The 18540-nt window shown below is 70.5% G+C and carries 17 protein-coding genes, 1 pseudogene and 1 CRISPR repeat array; of the genes and pseudogenes, 16 read left to right on the top strand and 2 right to left on the bottom strand.

Translation table 11 applies throughout. From position 1 onward, the window contains the following. Positions 1-2: 2 nt before the first annotated feature. Together TNCT1_RS33895 and TNCT1_RS33890 are read right to left on the bottom strand one after the other, a co-directional pair. The gene (locus TNCT1_RS33895) at positions 3-839 is read right to left on the bottom strand and encodes an NAD(P)-dependent oxidoreductase (protein WP_143639895.1); all 837 of its coding nucleotides are present in this window, start codon (positions 837-839) and stop codon (positions 3-5) included. 4 nt (positions 840-843) lie between these two features. Continuing rightward, on the bottom strand, positions 844-1488 hold the full coding sequence (locus tag TNCT1_RS33890) for an HAD family hydrolase (protein ID WP_143639893.1): 645 nt from the start codon (positions 1486-1488) through the stop codon (positions 844-846). Positions 1489-1633: 145 nt separating this feature from the next. Here TNCT1_RS33890 and TNCT1_RS33885 point away from each other — a divergent pair. The 16 genes and pseudogenes from TNCT1_RS33885 to cas6e all read left to right on the top strand — a co-directional run. Then, a pseudogene (locus tag TNCT1_RS33885) lies at positions 1634-1924 on the top strand (helix-turn-helix domain-containing protein); the annotation flags it as partial. A gap of 394 nt (positions 1925-2318) precedes the next feature. After that, positions 2319-3278 (top strand): hypothetical protein, encoded by a 960-nt coding sequence (locus TNCT1_RS33880; protein WP_143639889.1) that lies wholly within the window; start codon positions 2319-2321, stop codon positions 3276-3278. A gap of 80 nt (positions 3279-3358) precedes the next feature. Next, the gene (locus tag TNCT1_RS33875) at positions 3359-4744 is read left to right on the top strand and encodes a DnaB-like helicase C-terminal domain-containing protein (RefSeq protein WP_143639887.1); all 1386 of its coding nucleotides are present in this window, start codon (positions 3359-3361) and stop codon (positions 4742-4744) included. A gap of 141 nt (positions 4745-4885) precedes the next feature. Beyond that, positions 4886-5440, top strand: a complete 555-nt coding sequence (locus TNCT1_RS33870; RefSeq protein WP_143639885.1) for a helix-turn-helix transcriptional regulator — start codon at positions 4886-4888, stop codon at positions 5438-5440. 471 nt (positions 5441-5911) lie between these two features. Then, positions 5912-6133, top strand: a complete 222-nt coding sequence (locus TNCT1_RS33865) for a hypothetical protein (RefSeq protein ID WP_143639883.1) — start codon at positions 5912-5914, stop codon at positions 6131-6133. Beyond that, positions 6130-6738, top strand: coding sequence for an RNA polymerase sigma factor (locus TNCT1_RS33860; RefSeq protein WP_235903034.1), 609 nt, complete (start codon positions 6130-6132; stop codon positions 6736-6738). Before TNCT1_RS33865 ends, TNCT1_RS33860 begins: the two co-directional genes overlap by 4 nt. A 7-nt stretch (positions 6739-6745) precedes the next feature. Further along, the gene (locus TNCT1_RS33855; protein ID WP_143639881.1) at positions 6746-7456 is read left to right on the top strand and encodes a hypothetical protein; all 711 of its coding nucleotides are present in this window, start codon (positions 6746-6748) and stop codon (positions 7454-7456) included. Between the two features lie 64 nt (positions 7457-7520). After that, positions 7521-7886: a hypothetical protein gene (locus tag TNCT1_RS33850; RefSeq protein ID WP_143639879.1), complete on the top strand. Its 366-nt coding sequence runs from the start codon at positions 7521-7523 to the stop codon at positions 7884-7886. Positions 7887-8043: 157 nt separating this feature from the next. Beyond that, the gene (locus TNCT1_RS33845) at positions 8044-8334 is read left to right on the top strand and encodes a hypothetical protein (RefSeq protein WP_143639877.1); all 291 of its coding nucleotides are present in this window, start codon (positions 8044-8046) and stop codon (positions 8332-8334) included. Then, positions 8327-8623, top strand: coding sequence for a hypothetical protein (locus TNCT1_RS33840; RefSeq protein WP_143639875.1), 297 nt, complete (start codon positions 8327-8329; stop codon positions 8621-8623). Before TNCT1_RS33845 ends, TNCT1_RS33840 begins: the two co-directional genes overlap by 8 nt. A gap of 74 nt (positions 8624-8697) precedes the next feature. Beyond that, positions 8698-10309: a CRISPR direct-repeat array (repeat unit 29 nt; unit sequence GGGACCATCCCCGCGTGCGCGGGGAGCAG). A gap of 337 nt (positions 10310-10646) precedes the next feature. Beyond that, positions 10647-13463: a CRISPR-associated helicase Cas3' gene (cas3, locus tag TNCT1_RS33835; RefSeq protein ID WP_235903033.1), complete on the top strand. Its 2817-nt coding sequence runs from the start codon at positions 10647-10649 to the stop codon at positions 13461-13463. Next, positions 13456-15147, top strand: coding sequence for a type I-E CRISPR-associated protein Cse1/CasA (gene casA / locus TNCT1_RS33830; RefSeq protein WP_235903032.1), 1692 nt, complete (start codon positions 13456-13458; stop codon positions 15145-15147). Before cas3 ends, casA begins: the two co-directional genes overlap by 8 nt. Next, positions 15144-15860, top strand: a complete 717-nt coding sequence (gene casB, locus TNCT1_RS33825) for a type I-E CRISPR-associated protein Cse2/CasB (protein WP_143639872.1) — start codon at positions 15144-15146, stop codon at positions 15858-15860. Before casA ends, casB begins: the two co-directional genes overlap by 4 nt. Next, positions 15857-17050, top strand: a complete 1194-nt coding sequence (cas7e, locus tag TNCT1_RS33820; protein ID WP_143639870.1) for a type I-E CRISPR-associated protein Cas7/Cse4/CasC — start codon at positions 15857-15859, stop codon at positions 17048-17050. The genes casB and cas7e overlap by 4 nt, the downstream gene beginning before the upstream one ends. After that, positions 17047-17769, top strand: coding sequence for a type I-E CRISPR-associated protein Cas5/CasD (cas5e, locus tag TNCT1_RS33815; RefSeq protein WP_143639868.1), 723 nt, complete (start codon positions 17047-17049; stop codon positions 17767-17769). The genes cas7e and cas5e overlap by 4 nt, the downstream gene beginning before the upstream one ends. After that, positions 17769-18539 (top strand): type I-E CRISPR-associated protein Cas6/Cse3/CasE, encoded by a 771-nt coding sequence (gene cas6e, locus TNCT1_RS33810; protein ID WP_143639866.1) that lies wholly within the window; start codon positions 17769-17771, stop codon positions 18537-18539. The genes cas5e and cas6e overlap by 1 nt, the downstream gene beginning before the upstream one ends. Position 18540: the final 1 nt, after the last annotated feature.

Below are 18540 nucleotides of genomic sequence, written 5' to 3'. Positions count from 1 at the left end.
GGCTACGGCTGGGCGAGTCGGTCCAAGGCGTCGGTAAGCGTAAGTTCGCCGTCCTTGGCGTCGTCCCACCGTGCCAGCGTGGACGCAGCCGCGCGCAGCACCTCCGGCGGAAGGCCGGCGGCCGCGAGCGCGTCGGCAGCTTCCTCTAGCTCCGGGCCCCAGCGCCAAGCGCGCGCGGCGGTCTTCGCGACGTACTGCGGCTCGGACAGGTACGAGTCGGTACGTCGGGCCGCGACCTCGATGAGCTCCTGGTCGACGCCGTGCTCGCGCGCCATCCCGACCGCGAGCGCCACCAGCACTCGACTGGTCTTCTGGAAGGAGGCGTACGCCAGTTTCAACGCGGACGCCTTCCCGACCTCCGTGCCCAGCACGGCCGTCTGCACCGCAGTACCCGCGAACAGCACCTCAATCCGCTTGGTCGCCGCAGCCGGGCCGGAGACGTACAGGGTCGGGGTCTTCCCGCGCACTGGTGGGGAGCCCACGACACCGCCGTCCACGACGACCGCGTGCGGTTCGAGCAACGCGGTGATCCGCTTCGTTCGTTCGGGGTTGATGGCGTTCGCCTCTACGTACAGCCCGGCGAAGCGGTACCTGACGACGTCGCGGGCCAGGTTCTCAGCAGCGGCCGGCGGGCAGAGGCTGATGACGATGTCACTGTGGCGCAGCAGCTCGGCCAGCGTGGCCACGGGCGTCAGGCCGAACTGGGCTGCGCGCTCCACGGACGCGGCGCTGCGCCCCGTCTCGCACCACAGGACCTCGGCCGCGTTGGCCGCGGCGCAGGCAGCGACGGCGGCGCCCATGCTGCCGGGGTGGAGGATGCCGACGGTCGGCTGGGCCACGGTGCTACTCCGTTTCTGCGAGCAGGATGGTGATGGCATCGGTGACGTCGTCGACGACGTGGTGCGCGGCGGGGAGTCCGTCGGGCCAGGGACGCCCGCGCAGCCAGATAGTGCGCAGGCCAGCTTGGCGGCCGCCGCCGATGTCGCCGGTCGGGTTGTCGCCGACCATCCAGCCTCCGTCCGCGAGGCTGACGCCGCACCGGGTGGCCCCGAGTGCGAAGAGGCGCCGGTCCGGCTTGCGGATCTCCAGGTCGCCCGAGGCGGCGACTCCATGGACCAGGTCGTCGAGTCCGGTCCCGGCGAGCTTGGCGCGCTGGATGTCGCCAGCCCCGTTGGTGATGACGCCGATCGTCCATGCAGCGGCGCGCAGGCGGGCCAGGCCCTCGAGGACCTCGGGGCGGCAGGTGACGGCGGCCGCCATGAGGTCGACGTACTCCTGCCACAGGTCAGCGGCCGACGCTTCCAGTCCGAAAGCTTCCCGCAGCCGGGCGAAGTCTCCAGCGGTCGCGCGGTCGGCCAGTTCTGTGCGCAGCCACTGTTCGGCGTCTGGAGGGAGATCGAGGGAACGGCACAGGCAACTCACGGCGTCGCCGAACGCCGATTGACGATCGACCAGCGTGCCATCCAGGTCGAACAGAGCAAGGGGCATGTGGGCGACCCTACCTCTGGCTCTAGCTGCGCAAATGCTGACAACGCGCCACGCCTACAGTCTGCGCTCCTGAACAACGCGCAGCTGACATGTCTTCAAATGCTCTACATGGAGCTGCTTTCTATGTACAGTTTGGGATCACGAGGAAGGGGGAGTGATGAATGATCTGAATGAGGCTGTGGACGCGCTGCTCAGTCGGCCTGCTGACGTCCTTCCTTCTCCTGAGGTTCGGGCCAGGCTCCGCAAGGCATCCGGACTCACTCAGGAAGAGGTCGCGCAGGCCTTCGGCGTACACCGGATGGCATTCCTACGCTGGGAAAACGGACAGTCCATGCCGCGGCGGCGGCACCGCGACGCATACCTCCGCCTGCTCAAGGGGTGGGCCGACCAGCACCCCGAGGCAGCCCACGGGTCCGACCTTGCGAAAGCAGGCTGAGGTGCACGGCTCCGACTGGCCCCCCTAGAAAACGCCGAAGCGGCCCTGTCGCCACAACAGGACCGCTTCCTAGCGAATCGACTCACCAGCCCTGAGAAAGCTTCGAGTCGTGAGCAGCGAGGTGACCTCGTCTGCCGGGTGATGCCCGTGGGCCCGAGAGCCCGCGTGGTCACCTATACCCAGAGTATGCGCAGGGGATTGCGCAACGCCACTACTCCGGGATCCACATAGGTCACATTCTCTGGTCGCGGCTCCCCTACCTGGGGAGATGTGCCCCTTGCACCACCAGTCTGAAACGACCGGTCCCGAGCCAGGATCGGCGCGTATCACCGGGCGCGCTGCTGCGCTACGCCCGTCGGTCCCGCTGTACCGGCACATGCTGTACGGCAGCGGCTTGAGCAACGCCCTGGATTTCCTCGTCCTGTCACACATCCACTTCATGTGTGAGGACGGCAAGAACTTCACCGTGGACGAGCTGGTCGCAGCGCTGCGGGCCGAAGGCATCAGCAGCGCGAACGGCAAAGGGCTGATCGGCAGCAAGGCCGTCTATGAGTCGGTTGGCCGTCTGCGCGGCGCCGGCTTCCTTCACCGTGCTCAGGACAACGACGGCGGCAGCTTCGGAAAGGTCTCCTACACCTTCTACGAGTTCCCCGCGTCCAACCCTCACTGGACACCATCCGATGTGTCTGATTCGGTAGCGAGTGCACCGCTTCCCTTGTCAGGCGAAGCGGTGCACTCGCTACCGGCCAGTAACGACTTTTTCGCAGGTCAGACCGCTTCTCCTGACAAGGCACGCGCTGACAAGGCACGCGCTGACAGGAGAAGCGGTAAGCGACGCGTTTTCACAGGTCAGACCGCTTCTCCTGTCAGGCGAAGCGCGAACCCGTCCCCCCCACACCCCCCGGAGGAGGTAACTACCTCCTCCCCCTACCCCCTCACTGACCCCGCGCGGTCGCTTCCGTCACAGCGGGAGGAGGAGGAGGCGGGCTTCGCCCCGAAGGACCTCCACGCCGCGGAGTCGTTCTTGCAGGACCTACAGCCGCCGCATCACATGGGTGCTGCCTCGGCACGGAAGTACGCACCCTTGCTGCTGCGGTCGATGGCGGGGCAGGGCTGGCCGTCGATCCACGAGGTCGATCACCGGCTGCTGGCGCGGGAGGTCACGCGGGATCCGGCCGGATTCAAGAGGCCGTCGTCGCTGGTTCCGACCCGGATCCGTGATCTTGCCCGCTACAGCGTGGTCGCCCCTGCCGGCAAGTCCCGGGACGGCCTGTCCGGGCCGGAGCGGTGTCCGGACCATCCGGCCCGCTACCGCAAGGGCTGCATGGACTGCGCAATGACGGTGCCTGCCTGACCTCATGCGTGCGGGCCGCTCCCGTGCAGGGGAGCGGCCCGCGATTCCCCTGAACGCTCATCTCGGACAGGAGACCTTCAGTGTCCACCAGTCTTCCCGCTCAACGCCATGACGCCCCCGGCGCCGACCTCGAACTCGACGGCGGCCGGCCGGCCGGGCTCACCCGGGTGCCGCCGCAGGACCTCGACGCCGAGCAGTCGGTGATCGGGTCGCTGCTGCTGTCCGGCAGCCCGAGCAGCGCGTCGTACCGGTACTTCGCCGAGATCCTGGACACCGGCATCCTGGCGGAGGAGTACTACCGGCCCGCGCACCAGACGATCCACCGGGCGATCTGCGAGGTGCGCGCGGCCGGCGAGCCCGTGGACCCGGTCACGGTCGCCGATGCGCTGACCCGCAGCGGTGACCTGGCCCGGGTGGGCGGCACCTCGTATCTGCACGCGTGTGTCCAGGCCACGCCCACCGCCGCGAACGGCTCGCACTACGCCGAGATCGTCCGCGCGAAGGCGTACCGGCGGGCGGTCATCGAATCAGCACAGCGAATCCTGGAATTCGCCTACAGCGAGGCCGGTGACGAGGACGAGGTCCGCGACCTGGTCGAGCAGCAGCTCACCGAGATCATCGCGGGCACCCCGGGCCTGCACCAGGCGCCGCCCACGGTCGATGACCTGTACCTCGACTTCGTGGCGGACCTGGAAAACATCCAAAACGGCCGCAAGTCCGGACTGCCGTACGGGTTCGCCGACCTCGACTCCCTCACCTCGGGGATGCGACCGGGCAACGTGACCGTGGTGGCCGCGCAGTCCGGCGTGGGTAAGTCCACCTTCGCCCTGGGCGCCGCCGTAGCCGCCGCCAAGGCCGGCGGGAAGGTGATGTTCTCCTCGCTGGAGATGAGCGGCACCGAGCTCATGCAGAAGATCGCCGCCGCCGAGGGGAACATCCCCCTGCACCACATGACACACCAGGGCATGCTCACCGCCGAGGGCTGGGAGAAGGTCAGGCGGCTCGGACCGGAGCTGTTCAAGATGCTGCCGCTGCGGGTCTACCGGCCCGACGGCGCCTCCTTGAGTGACATCGCCTCGGCCGCACGCGCCTGCGCCCGCGCAGACGGCCTGGACCTCCTCGTCGTGGACTACCTGCAACTCGTCGAGGTCCAGCAGTCCCGCACCACCACCCGCGAGCAGGCCGTCGCCTCCGTCTCCCGCGGCCTGAAAAACCTCGCCGTCCAGCTCGGCTGCCACGTCATCGCCCTGTCCCAGCTCAACGACGACGGCCTCATGCGCGAATCCAGGGCCATCAAGAACGACGCCTCCCTCGTCATCAAGGTCGAACGCCCCGACGCCGACGACAAAGACTCGCCCCGGGCCGGCGAAGTGGACCTCGTCATCGAGAAGAACAGGTTCGGACCCACCTGCACCCTGACCGTCGCCGCGCGGCTCCACTACTCCCGCTTCGAGGACATGGGGTGACCACCACCGCCCCCAGGGCCTCACAGGGGTCCTGAGCGCCTCTCTCGCGGCCGATCACCCGCTCCGGCGTCAATTCCCCTGCCGGACCCTGTGATCGGCCGCGAGAAACCCCTACAGTGATCTTGGAAGGAAGTCTTTGCGATGGGTCTGGTCTCCGACGGCCTCGACCGTGCCGTGCACAAGGCGTTCACCCGCCCGATCCCGAAGTCCGCCGGCGCACAGATGCGCTACCTGGTCAAGCAGCTCAAGGGCACACGGCAGGTGGCCGCTCTGCTCGGCGTCTCCCAGCGCACCGTCGAGCGCTACGTCAAAGACCAGATCCGCCGGCCCCGCCCCGACCTCGCCGAGCGCCTGGCCGACGCCGTCCGCGCCCGCTGGCAGCCCCGCATCCGCGAGCAAGCCCGCAAGAAGGCCGCGACCAGCACGGGCATCGTCATCGACACCCGGGCCCGGTTCGGGTTCACCGCCGCACCCGGCAGCACCGACGACGCCCGGATCCGCCACCTCACCCTGGCCCTGCCGCCTGCCTTCGCCGCCCGTCTCTTCGACGCCCAGCAAGCGGGCGCCAGCGAGCAGCAACTGCGCGAGATCACCGCCGAGGGCCTCGGCGAGACCTACTTCCGCGACAGCGGCCGCCGCGCCCACGGCCTGGAAGTGGAGTTCACCGACGTCGAGCAGCTCGACTTCGACCTGTGACCGCCCAGCGTCGTCGCGTCTGCTGAAGCGTGTGCCGGAGAGAGCCCCACAGGCGTCGACTCCGACTGGAAATCCAGCTGCGTGGCACTGGGCCGCGTTCGCCGACGGCAGGGGGCGGGAGCCCGGCAAGGCAGCTGCAGGCGACTTCTTGAGCCGTAGCGTCATACGGGAGCATGTGAGTTGAGTCACAGGCGTTAGGGCTGAGGTGGGTGGGTGAATTTGCGCAAAACGGGTCGGTCGTCCCGTTGGGTGGCGGCGGCGCAGGTGGCGGGGGTGGCGGAAAAGGTGGCGCGGGGTGGGGGAGGCGGATGCGAATACGCATACGGATTTGCTGTAACCGGAACGTCATCTTCCGTAAAAATCTCATGGTGAGAGCTCTGCACGATCGGTGGGGGTCAGGTTGTTTGCTGATGATCAGGAGCAACGAGGCTTCAGGCACCGGTAGTTGAAAGGCGCGATGAGCGGCGTCCGGTGCTGCACGAGAACGAAGGAAACACCGTGACACTGGACGACGTCGCCAGCCTCGTGCTGGCCTCCGCCGCTGCAGCGCGGGCCTACGCGCCCGATGCGTGCGCCGGAGTGCGGCGCCTGCTGGGTGCGGGGGTCCGCGTGGGTACGCAGACGCTCCTCGAGGAGCAGCTGTCCATCCGGACCGAGGCCATCCGTCGTGAGGACGCCGGGGGCGGCCGATGACCGGACAGCCTCCCGACGGCGAGGACCGGGTCGTGTGCGAGCCCAGCGAGGTGATGCCGCCGGCCTTCTGGGCCTTCCACGAGCTGTACCACCAGGCGTACTTCGAGTACGCCTACGTACAGCTGGGCGAGCACGGCTTGGCCGACCGTCTCGTCGACCAGACGTTTGTCTTCCTGGCAGTGATCTGGCAGCAGGTCACCGAACGAGAGAGCCCGGAGGCATTCGCCTGGCGGCTGCTCAAGGAGCGCGTCGCCGTTGCACTCGCGGACCAGGGCCGCGAGCCGGCGGCGCTGGAGACCCTGGCCTTCGAACGCGCCACCTGTGCAGCCTGCGCCCCGATCCTTCGCGGCTTCCGCTCCGCATTCCGGGCACAAGTGAGCGAACTCGAAGAGGGCCTGGGGCTTTATGCGGCGATAGCCCGGCTACCGGAGCGCCAGTTTGATGTCATGGTTCTGCAGTACGCCCTGGGTTTCACCACCAAGCGGACCGCACTGGTGATGGGCGTGTGCGAGGCCACGGTGCGCTCCACCCGCCGCGCTGCCAAACGCCACCTGGCCGCGGCCTTGGGGCTGCAGCTCGGCGAGGACCCCGACGACGAGGAGTGAGATCCCGATGCGCCCTCACCAGCCGCGCACCCTAGACGAAAGCCTCGACCAGGCACGTATCCGCGAAGGCGCATACACCAACGCCCACCTCGAGGCCTCGCGTCGCCGCATCACCGAACAGCTCCACGAGCTGCGCTGGACCCAGGCCATGGTCGGCCCCGGGACGGGCCGGCGCCCCGCGCACCGGCTGATGCTGCACGAACAGGCCGGCCACGACTTACGCGCCCTCTGCCAGGGCGTCATCCACGACGACGACGCCGCCCGCCGCATCGCCCGCTTCGACACCGCCCGCGACCCCGGCGGCGCCCTCGCCTTCGCCTGCCTCCTGCTGCTGGCCGACTACGAGGAAGGCGCGCAGTTCTGGCTCGAGTACGCCGCCGGCGGCGGCCAGGCGACCAGCGCCGTGTGCCTGCACCTGCTGCACCTGCACCGCGGGGACATGCGCGACGCCCGGTACTGGGCGGAACAGATCACGGCCCTGGAAAGTGAGCCCTGGCAGTACGCGCCCGTTGCCCATCAGGTCGTCGACACCACCGTCCCGGGACCGGCCGGCATGGCCGTCTACCTCGACCTGCCCGACATCGCCGCCGCCGTACCGGAAGAGGCGGTCAAGGACGCCGTCGACGACCTGACCGTCGCCACGCTTGACGGCTTCGGCGCCATCCCACAGCCAAGCCCCGACCTGGCCCACCAACTCCAGGACCTCGTAGCCCACTGACGCGCGCGGGTGATCTTCGCACGCTCCCCGTGACGCGACCGCTCCCTGCGAGAGTTGGCCGGTCATGATCCGACGACTCATCGCCGCGACGGCCGGCGCGGCCGCCGTCCTCACCCCCCTCGCCACCGCCCCGGCCCCGGCTGTTCCAGCCGCCCCGGCGGCGGTGAGCCTGCCCCGGGCCTGCAACACCCAGGCGGCGGCAGCCCAGCTCCACACCACCGACGCGGTACACCTGCGCACGAACCGTTCCCGGCATTCCCGCTCGGTCATGGTGCTCCCGAAGAACACGGACTTCTACGCCGAATGCTGGGGCATTTCCGCCGATGAATGGTGGGCGTACGGAAAAGCCATGTCCGGCTCCGCGACCGGCCACCGTGGATGGATCAGCGGCGACTACGTCGCGACCGGATACCGGCACCATGCCTGGTGAGCTCAGCGTGTCCTCGGCGTCGGGCTTGACACGCCCGGACCCAAGCCGCACACGATAGCCGCCGCCCGGCTCCACACCCGGCCCGGGATTTGTGGCCGGGCGTGACGGCGGGCGGGGGAACAGGGCAGACTCGGGGCAGAACGAAAGGGGCGCCGTGATGACCGCACAGCCGATTCACCCGCACGGCCCAGAGCGGGTGCCGCGCAACGCCGAGGGCATCGCGGCCACGCTGACCGGTGAGCGCCGGATGGAGTTCTACCGCGAGCTCCTGGCGGCCGCGCCCGAGGAGGCGGAGGGTGTGCTGCGGCGGTGGTGGTGCGAAGCGATGCTCGACACCGACCCGGCCGGAGACCGAATTACCGCGGCCGCGCTGGACGGGACGCTGCCGACCACGACGGTTGCCGACCTCCTGCGCCGCCGGCGCGAGGCAGGTCTGCCCGTTGAGTGAGCCCTCCGGCGAGGAGCCTCAGGGCCTGCCGTGCCTGCTGTCGGAAGAGGTCACCGATCTCCTCATGGACAGAACCCTGCCTGGTGACGTGTTCGGCGCGATCGTCGCTGCCACGGTCGTGATCAACGACACCCGTGGTCAGGTGCCTGGCAGCACCGCGTCGGCGAAGTGGCCCGAGCAGCGGCGCATGCCGCTCGGTGCAGACGGCTCACTCGGCATCGCCGAATACGTCATCGTCGCCGACGCCGACCCGCCGCACATCGTCCTCACCCGCATCCAGCTCTACTGACAGTGATGACTCCGCACGCGCCGTGCTGCATGCGGGAAGCAGGACATCTCCGTCAGTGTGATGATGCGTATTCCGGGCCCATCCCCCATGCGCGAGAGCAGCCCAAATGGCGTAGGTGCGCAGCCCTCTAGTCGGGCCCATCCCCGCGCGCGGGGAGCAGCCGGCGCGCCGGTAGGTCTGGTGGCCGGGCGGGGGACCATCCCCGGGTGCGCGAGGAGCAGTCCATCACGGCGAGCCAGTCAGGGAAGCCGTCGGGACCATCCCCGCGTGCGCGGGGAGCAGGAGGGCTGGGACTCCCCGGACGCCAGGGCGGAGGGACCATCCCCGCGTGCGCGGGGAGCAGGCCAGGAAGGCGTCCTCGGCTGCCACGATCTGGGGACCATCCCCGCGTGCGCGGGGAGCAGGCGATCGGGAATGCGCCCGGGTCGCCGTGGTCGGGACCATCCCCGCGTGCGCGGGGAGCAGCCGGTGTGTGGCTGCCAGTCCACACGCCTGGGGGGACCATCCCCGCGTGCGCGGGGAGCAGTACAACGACAAGCTCTTCGGGTCCTGGTACGGGGGACCATCCCCGCGTGCGCGGGGAGCAGGAGGTCTCACAGCCCCCGCACCACCTTGGGACGGGACCATCCCCGCGTGCGCGGGGAGCAGTGCCCGGCCGTGATGGTGTTCGCCGCGATCTCAGGACCATCCCCGCGTGCGCGGGGAGCAGCCGGTGTACCGGAACGCGATGGTGCGCGTCCAGGGACCATCCCCGCGTGCGCGGGGAGCAGGAAGTGCACACGAAGGACGAGGCGCTGGCGGAGGGACCATCCCCGCGTGCGCAGGGAGCAGATTACGACGGTGGAGATCGTCTCCCCCTTCGCGGGACCATCCCCGCGTGCGCGGGGAGCAGGCAACGATCTTCCCGACGTCCGGCGGAGTGCTGGGACCATCCCCGCGTGCGCGGGGAGCAGCTTGATCGCCCGGGGATCCTGGCCGTTGACCAGGGACCATCTCCGCGTGCGCGGGGAGCAGAGTGCGATGCCGAGCGCGGTGGCGATGGCCTCGGGACCATCCCCGCGTGCGCGGGGAGCAGGTCTCCGGGCTCCAGCCCAACACGGAGTACTCGGGACCATCCCCGCGTGCGCGGGGAGCAGATTTCCTGCTGCTCCGCATCGAACGACAGCAGGGGACCATCCCCGCGTGCGCGGGGAGCAGACGGCGTTCGTGGCCGGAGTGAAGGCCGGAGAGGGACTATCCCCGCGTGCGCGGGGAGCAGACGACGTCGCCGCGGCTCAGTCCGCGCCGGTGGGGACCATCCCCGCGTGCGCGGGGAGCAGAACTCCCCAGTGGGTGCTCGCGGAATCGCTCAGGGACCATCCCCGCGTGCGCGGGGAGCAGCATGGAACAGTGCCTGCACCCCACCGCCCACCGGGGACCATCCCCGCGTGCGCGGGGAGCAGGACCTGCGTGAACGCGGGCTGATCTAGATGAAGGGACCATCCCCGCGTGCGCGGGGAGCAGACGGCCTCGCCCATCAGCCAGCGGGCCGCGACGGGACCATCCCCGCGTGCGCGGGGAGCAGGCGTTCACCCAGGCGGTCAGGGACCGGCCGACGGGACCATCCCCGCGTGCGCGGGGAGCAGTCAGCACCACCAAGGGCGGGCGTACGGTCGGCGGGACCATCCCCGCGTGCGCGGGGAGCAGGCTGTGTGGCCTGCGGTGCTATCGAGCTGAGGTGGTGGTTTCGGCAAGTTTCGCTGATTCCGGCAAACGTTGCATTCCAGGCCACAGTTCTTGGGTGACAAGCCAGGCACGGTCTCGTCGTAGGTGGTGGCGTGTGTTGGGCTGCAAGTGCTAACAGCTAATTCTTCTCACTTTCTTCATACCTACTTCACGTGTCATCTACATCCTGTATGCATCTGACATGACTGGGGAGAGGGCGGCCGGTTCGGACTTGCGTGCCTGGTTGGGCGGGCCGGCGTCGAGTGTATGGGCCAAGCACGACCGTGAGGGGGAGCGGTGGCTGCCGTTGTGGCGGCACATGGAAGACAGCGCGGCCGTGGCGGGGCGGTTGTGGGACGAGTGGCTGCCCGTGTCGGTGCGGAGGCTGATCGCTGATCCGCTGCCGGGCGGGCTGGTGGCTGCTCGCCGGTTGGTGGTGTGGCTGGCGGGTGTGCACGACATCGGGAAGGCGACGCCCGCGTTCGCCTGTCAGGTGGAGCAGTTGGCGCAGGTCATGCGCGGGCACGGGTTGGAGATGCGCTCGCGGGAGGCGATGGGCGCGGACCGCAGGCTCGCGCCGCACGGGCTGGCCGGTCAGGTGCTGCTGGGCGAGTGGCTTCAGGAGCGCCATGGGTGGACGGTGAAGCAGACCGGGCAGTTCACCGTCGCGGTGGGCGGGCATCACGGGGTGCCGCCTGAGCACGGCCAGATCCAGGCACTTGACCGTCACCCCGACCTGCTGGGCGCGCACGGGCCGGCCCGTGCGGTGTGGAAGCGGGTGCAGGGCGAGTTGCTTGATGCCTGCGCGGCGGAGTTCGGCGTCGGTGAGGATCTGGCGGACTGGAAGACGGTGAAGCTGCCGCAGCCGGTGCAGGTGCTGCTGTCCGCGCTGGTCATTGTCTGCGACTGGATCGCCAGCAATCGCGACCTCTTCCCCTACTTCCCCGAGGACGTGCCCCGAACGGGGTCGGAGCGTATCGCGGCGGCCTGGGCGGGTCTGGACCTGCCGGGTCCCTGGCGGGCCGAGGAACCGGCAGCGGACGTGCACGAGTTGTTCGCGTCCCGCTTCGACCTCCCGCCGGGATCGAAGGCCCGCCCGGTGCAGGAAGCGACTGTCGAACTGGCGCGGGAGATGGACCAGCCGGGGCTGATGGTGATCGAAGCGCCGATGGGGGAGGGGAAGACGGAGGCCGCGCTCGCCGCAGCGGAGATCCTCGCCGCGTGCTCAGGGGCGGGCGGCGTGTTCTTCGCCCTGCCGACGATGGCCACCGGCAACGCGATGTTCCCCCGCCTGCTGCACTGGCTGGACCGTCTGCCGGCCCCGCCGGGGACGCGCTACTCGGTACTGCTCGCCCATTCCAAGGCTGCTCTCAACGACGACTTCGTCGGTCTCCTGGGCAACGGGGGTCAGAGGATCGCCGCGGTCGACGTGGACGGCCACGGCAGTGAGCAGTGGCGGCCGTCGAGCCAGAGCCGTGTCGCCGGGGCCGAACTCGTCGCTCACGCCTGGCTGCGGGGGCGGAAGAAGGCCATGCTGTCGTCGTTCGTCGCGGGCACGGTCGATCAGCTGCTGTTCGCCGGGCTCAAGAGCCGGCACCTGGCGCTGCGCCATCTGGCGATCGCTGGGAAGGTCGTCGTCATCGACGAGGCCCACGCCTACGACACCTACATGAGCGTCTACCTCGATCGGGTGCTGTCCTGGCTGGGCGCCTACCGGGTGCCGGTGGTGGTGCTGTCCGCGACGCTGCCCGCCGGCCGGCGCAGGGAACTCGCCGAGGCGTACGCGGGCAAGGACGCCACGCGTGCGGCCGCGGGCGCCTTCGAGGCTGTCGGCCGGGCCGGTGACTATCCGCTGCTGACGGCGGTCACGCCCGGCGGCGCGCCGCTCATGCGGCGCCCTGCGGCTTCGGCCCGCGGCACGCAGGTCGCAGTGGAGCGCCTCGATGACGACGTGGACGTCCTGGCCGACCGGCTCGAAAGGGAACTCGCCCAGGGCGGCTGCGTCCTGGTCGTGCGCAACACTGTGCGCCGTGTCCTTGAGGCGGCGGCGGTGCTGCGCCAGAGGTTCGGGGAAGCGAACGTCACCGTCGCCCACTCGTGCTTCGTCGACGTCGACCGTGCCGCGAAGGACGCCTCCCTGCTGAACCGCTTCGGGCCATCGGGCAAGGCCGACCGGCCGGCAGGGGCGCACATCGTCGTCGCCAGCCAGGTCGCCGAGCAGTCCCTGGACGTCGACTTCGACCTGCTCGTCACCGACCTCGCCCCCGTCGATCTCCTGCTGCAGCGCATGGGACGCCTGCACCGCCACCTGCGCGGCGGCCCGGAGCAGACCGACCGCCCCGAGCGGCTGCGCCAGGCACGCTGCCTGATCACCGGCGTCGACTGGAACGCCTCCGTACCGCGGCCGGTTGCCGGCTCGGTCGCCGTGTACGGGGCGTATGCGCTGCTGCGTTCGGCTGCCGCGCTGCTGGACCACCTCGACGGCGGCCCGGAGCGGCCGGTGGGGCTGCCGGACGACATCAGCCCCCTGGTCCAGCGCGCCTACACCGACACGTTGGACGGCCCGGCCGGCTGGACGCAGGCACTCGAGGACGCCCGGACGCGTCATGAGAAGCATCGCGCGGACCAGGCCGAGCGGGCGGCGACGTTCCGGCTGGATGCCGCGGCCCGGCCCGGCCGGCCGCTGTTCGGCTGGGTCGCCGCGGGCGTCGGGGACGCGGACGACACCCGCCAGGGACGGGCCCAGGTACGCGACAGCCGCGAGAGCCTGGAGGTGGTGGTCGTCCAGCGGCGCGCCGACGGCAGCCTGGCAACGCTGCCGTGGCTCCAGCCGGACCGCAAGGGCCGCGTGCTGGCAGGGCTGCCCCTGCCCACGGACCAGGTTCCGACCGCGCTCGCGGCCCGCACGGCGGCGAGCTGCGGGCTGCGGCTGCCGATCCAGTTCAGCTTCCCCGACGTGATGGACCGGGCCCTCGAGGAGCTCGAGGAACTGTATGTCGAGGCCTGGCAGACGAAGGACAGTCACTGGCTTGCCGGCCAGCTGATCCTGCCGCTCGACGAGGACTGTCAGACCCACCTGGCAGGCTTCGCCCTCCGGTACAGCCCGAGTGACGGTCTTGAGGTGACCCGTGCCTGATTCCGAGCAGAGCAGCAGCGGTGGTGTGCTGTCGTTCGACCTCACCGCCCAGCCGTGGATTCCCGTCCTGCGACTGGACGGCAGTCAGGGGGAGTTGTCGCTGCGCGAGGTGTTCGAGCAGGCTGACGGCCTGCGGCGTGTGATCGGTGACCTGCCCACCCAGGAGTTCGCCCTGGTGCGGCTGCTGCTTGCCGTCGCGCACGACGCGCTGGACGGTCCGCAGGACATCGACGACTGGGCGCAGTTGTGGACGCAGGACGACTGCTTCGCGCCGGTCGGGGCGTACCTGGAAGGGCAGCGGGACCGGTTCGACCTGCTGCACCCCCGGGCGCCGTTCTTCCAGACCGCCGGCCTGCGTACCGGGCAGGGGGAGGTGTTCTCCCTCAACCGGATCGTGGCCGATGTCCCCAACGGTGAGCCGTTCTTCACCGCCCGGATGCCGACCGTCGGGCGGCTCACCTTCGCCGAGGCGGCCCGGTGGGTCGTGCACGCGCACGCCTACGACACCTCCGGCATCAAGACCGGCGTGGAGGGCGACCCGCGGGCCAAGGGAGGCAAGGTCTACCCGCTCGGGGTCGGCTGGGCCGGCAACCTCGGAGGCGTCTTCGTCGAGGGCCGCACCCTGCGCGAGACGCTGCTGCTGAACCTGGTGGCCGCCGACACCGCCAACCTGCAGATCGACGACACCGACGCCCCGGCGTGGCGCAGGCCGCCCTGCGGCCCGGGCGGCACGGAACGCGCCCCCACGGGGGTGCGCGATCTGTACACGTGGCAGACGCGGCGCCTGCGCCTGCATTTCGACGCCTGCGGCGTGTATGGCGTCGTCCTCGGCTACGGCGACCCGCTGGCCCCCCGGGATCGTCAGCATCGGGAGCCGATGACCGCCTGGCGTCGCAGCCGGGCCCAGGAGAAGAAGCTGAAAACGCTCCCGGTCTATCTGCCGCGCGAGCATGCGCCCGAGCGGTCCGCCTGGCGCGGGATCGGCGCGCTGGTCGCGAACGAGGCCGGCAGCAGTCAGGGGCCGGAGCCCGCCGACTACCTGCGGCCGGGAATCCTGGAGTGGGTGGCCCGCCTGGTGACGGAAGGCGAACTCGAGCCTGGTTTCCTGATCCGGGCGCGGATCATCGGCGCGAGTTACGGCACGCAGCAGTCCGTCATCGACGAGATCGTCGACGACGACGTGGCCATGGCCGTCGTCCTGCTGCACCAGCGGGACCGGTGCTACGCCGAGCAGGCCGTCGCTGCCGTCGCCGACGCCGACCTGGCGGTCAACGCGCTCGGCGACCTCGCCACGAACCTGGCCCGCGCGGCCGGCACGGAGACGGACGGGCCCCGCTCCACCGCGCGCGATCTCGCCTACGGTCTCCTCGAGGCCCCCTACCGCACCTGGCTGGCCCGTCTCGCCGACACCGACGACCCCTACGCGCAGCGCACCGCCTGGCAGCAGCAGGTACATGCCATCGCCGGCCGCATCGGCGACCAGTTGATGGCCGCGGCCGGGAACGCGGCCTGGCAGGGCCGGACCGTCCAGCTCAAGCACGGCACCGAGTGGCTCAACTCCTCCCTCGCCGGCAAGTGGTTCCGCGCCGCTCTCCACAAAGGCCTGGGGCACCCCGACCCTGACGACAGGCGGCCGGCGACGGACGCAAGCCCGGCACCCACCACTGCGAAGGCACCCGCATGACCATCTCTTCCGCACCCGTCACCGTCACCGTCTCCGCCCGCGAACGGGTGACCCGGCTCGCCGCCGACCACCTCACAGCCCTGCAGCGGGGCTATCTCGCCGACCAGTCCTACGCGGTCGCCTCCCTCGCCAGGCTCCGGCGCGGCGCCGGCCGGCCGGCCGGACAACTCCCCGACCTGTGGGCACTGATCGACACCGGCCCCCTGCACCGAACCCCCGACGGCGCCCGGCCCCTGACCGAGCAGGAGCTGGCAAGAGCCGAGGACGCCCTGCACGTCGCCCTCACCCTCTACGCACTGCACCAGCAGTCCCGCCGCACCGGCATGTACCAGGCCGACCGGCCGGACCGCCGCCGCGGCCTGGGCGCTGCGGTGCGCCGGATGATGAAACCCGGCGAGATCGACACCCCCGTGCACAAACGCCTGGTCCGCGCCGGCACCGCCGCCGACCTGGCGACCTGCGCCCAGCGGCTGCGCGACATCGTCGTGCTGCTGCGCCGCGAAGACATCGAACTCGACCACGCGCTGCTCGCCGGACAGCTCTACACCTGGCAGCGGCCCGGCGGCGCGGACACCGTCCGCAGGGAATGGGGCCGCTCCTTCCACGCCTGGCACGACAAGCCCGCCGGCCCCCCTCACCCGGCCGCCGACCGCGACACCGCGGACACCACTCACACCGCCGACACCTCGGACACCGACAAGGACGCCTCGTGAACCGCATCTTCCTCGACGTGCACGCCCTGCAGACCGTCCCGCCCAGCAACCTCAACCGCGACGACACCGGCGCCCCGAAGACCGCGGTGTACGGGGGAGTGCCGCGCGCCCGCGTCTCCAGCCAGGCGTGGAAACGGGCCACCCGCACCTACTTCAAGGACGAGCACCTGCTCGAGCCCAGCGAGCTCGGCGTGCGGACCAAGAAGATCGTGGAGGCAGTCGCCGCCCGGATCACCGACCTCGACCCCGCGCTCACGGGCGAGGACGCCCTGCTTATCGCGGACGAGACGGTGAAGGCAGCCGGCTTGAAGACCGAGGTGCCCAAGCGCAAGGCTAGCGCCGCCAAGGACGGTGAGCCCGAGCCGGCACCCCAGGCCAAATACCTGGTGTTCCTCAGCAGCCGCCAGCTCGACGCCCTCGCCCGCCTCGCCGTCGACGGCGCCGCCGACATCACGGCCTTCCTGAAGGACAAGAAGAACAAGGACAAGGCCAGGCAACTCGCCGACACCCACCACTCCGTCGACATCGCCCTGTTCGGCCGCATGGTCGCCGACGCCGCAGACATCAACGTCGACGCCGCCGTCCAGGTCGCCCACGCCCTCAGCGTCCACCGCGTGGAGAACGAGTCCGACTACTACACCGCCGTCGACGACAAGAACACCGACGAGGAGACCGGAGCCGGCATGATCGGCACCGTCGACTTCAACTCGGCCACCCTCTACCGCTACGCCGCGCTCGGCGTGCACCAGCTCGCCGCCAACCTCGGACACGGCCTGCGCGAGGACGAGCCGCGCACCGAACCGGTCCGCCGGGCCGTCGAAGCCTTCGTCCACGGCTTCATCGCCTCCCTGCCCACCGGCAAGATCAACACCTTCGGCAACCACACCCTGCCCGACGCCGTGATCGTCAAGCTCCGCACCACCCGGCCCGTCAGCTTCGTCGCCGCCTTCGAGGACCCGGTGCGCGGCGAGACGGGCGGCTACGTCCGCGAAGCGTGCGAGCGCCTGGCCGAGTACATCCCCGACATCGAGCGCGCCTACGGCGACGAGACCTCCACCCTCACCTGGGTGCTCCGCGTCGGCCCCAACACCCACAAGCTCGCCGGACTCGGCACCGAGTCGCCCACCATCAACGACCTCGTCACCGCCGTCGGCCAGGCCGTCGCCGAACGCCTGGAGAAGCCCGCATGAGCGTGCTGACCCTCCGGCTCGCGGGCCCCCTGCAGTCCTGGGGGGCCTCGGCCCGCTTCACCCGCCGCACCACCGAGTCCGCCCCCACCAAGAGCGGCGTCATCGGCATGCTCGCCGCCGCCGCCGGCATCCAACGCGGCGACGACACCGCACTGGCACCGCTGGCCGCCCTGCACTTCGGCGTCCGCATCGACCAGCCCGGCACCCGCGTACGCGACTTCCACACCGCCCACCACGGCGTCACCGGCAAATCCATGCCGCTCTCCGAACGCTTCTACCTCGCCGACGCCGTCTTCGTCGCCGCCCTCGAAGGCGACCCCACCCTGCTCACCGAACTGAACGCAGCACTGCGCGCCCCCGTCTATCCGCCGTTCCTCGGCCGCCGCTCCTGCCCGCCCGCCCTCCCCGTCGAACTCGGCCTCCACCCCCACGGCGACCTGCTCGACGCCCTGCGCACGGAGCCCTGGCAGGCCTCACCCTGGTACCGCAAACACCACCGCAGCCAAGACCACGTCGAACTGACCGTGCTGCGCGAGGCGCACCCCGACGAGCACCACAGCGCGGACACCCTGCGCGACCAGCCCCTCAGCTACGCCGCCGAACACCGACGCCACGCGCTGCGCACCCGCGTCACCTGCAGCGTCCGCATCCCCAACCCGTCCGCCCGGCACCTGCCCCGCCACGACCCCTTCGACGCCCTGGACGAAGAGAGCGCCTGATGTACCTCACCCGCTTCCGCGTGAACACCGCACGCACCGGCGCCCGCCGCCTGCTGTCCTCACCCCAGGCCATGCACGCAGCCGTCATGTCGTCCTTCCCGACCCTGCTGCCCACCGACACACCCCCCACGGACGGGCCCCGCGTGCTGTGGCGACTGGACCACACCGCCCGCGCCGAAGTCATGCTGTACATCGTCAGCCCCGACCGGCCCGACCTCACCCACCTGGTCGAACAGGCCGGCTGGCCCGCAGCCGCCGACCCCACCGCACCCGGCTGGCAAAGCCGCCCCTACGGCCCGCTCCTCGACCGGCTCACCACCGCAGACCGATGGGCCTTCCGCCTCACCGCCAACCCCGTCCACCACGCCCGCCGAAAAGACGACGAACCCACCAAACGCACCGCGCACATCACCCCGACGCACCAGATGGGCTGGCTCCTCAAACGCCAGGAAGCCTGCGGCTTCCGCGTCCTGGAAAAAGCAGACGGCACCAGGCTGCTCCCCGGCGGCACCACCCACCACAAGCAACCCCACCACGGCGACCGGTACGAACTGACCGTCCGCGACAAACGCACCCTCGCCTTCGACAAGCACCACAGCCCCAACGGCAGCCGCCGGGCACCCGTCAGCCTGGTCACCGTCACCTTCGACGGCCGCCTGGAAGTCACCGACCCGCAACTGCTGCGCCGCGCCCTGACCCAAGGGATCGGCAAGGCCAAGGCATACGGCTGCGGCCTGCTCACCCTGGCACCGCTCACCCCGACCGGATGAA

This window comes from Streptomyces sp. 1-11, assembly GCF_007176755.1.
Lineage (GTDB): Bacteria > Actinomycetota > Actinomycetes > Streptomycetales > Streptomycetaceae > Streptomyces.
The sequence above is the reverse complement of the archived record's forward strand: the minus strand, read 5'-3'. Positions and strand labels throughout refer to the sequence as shown.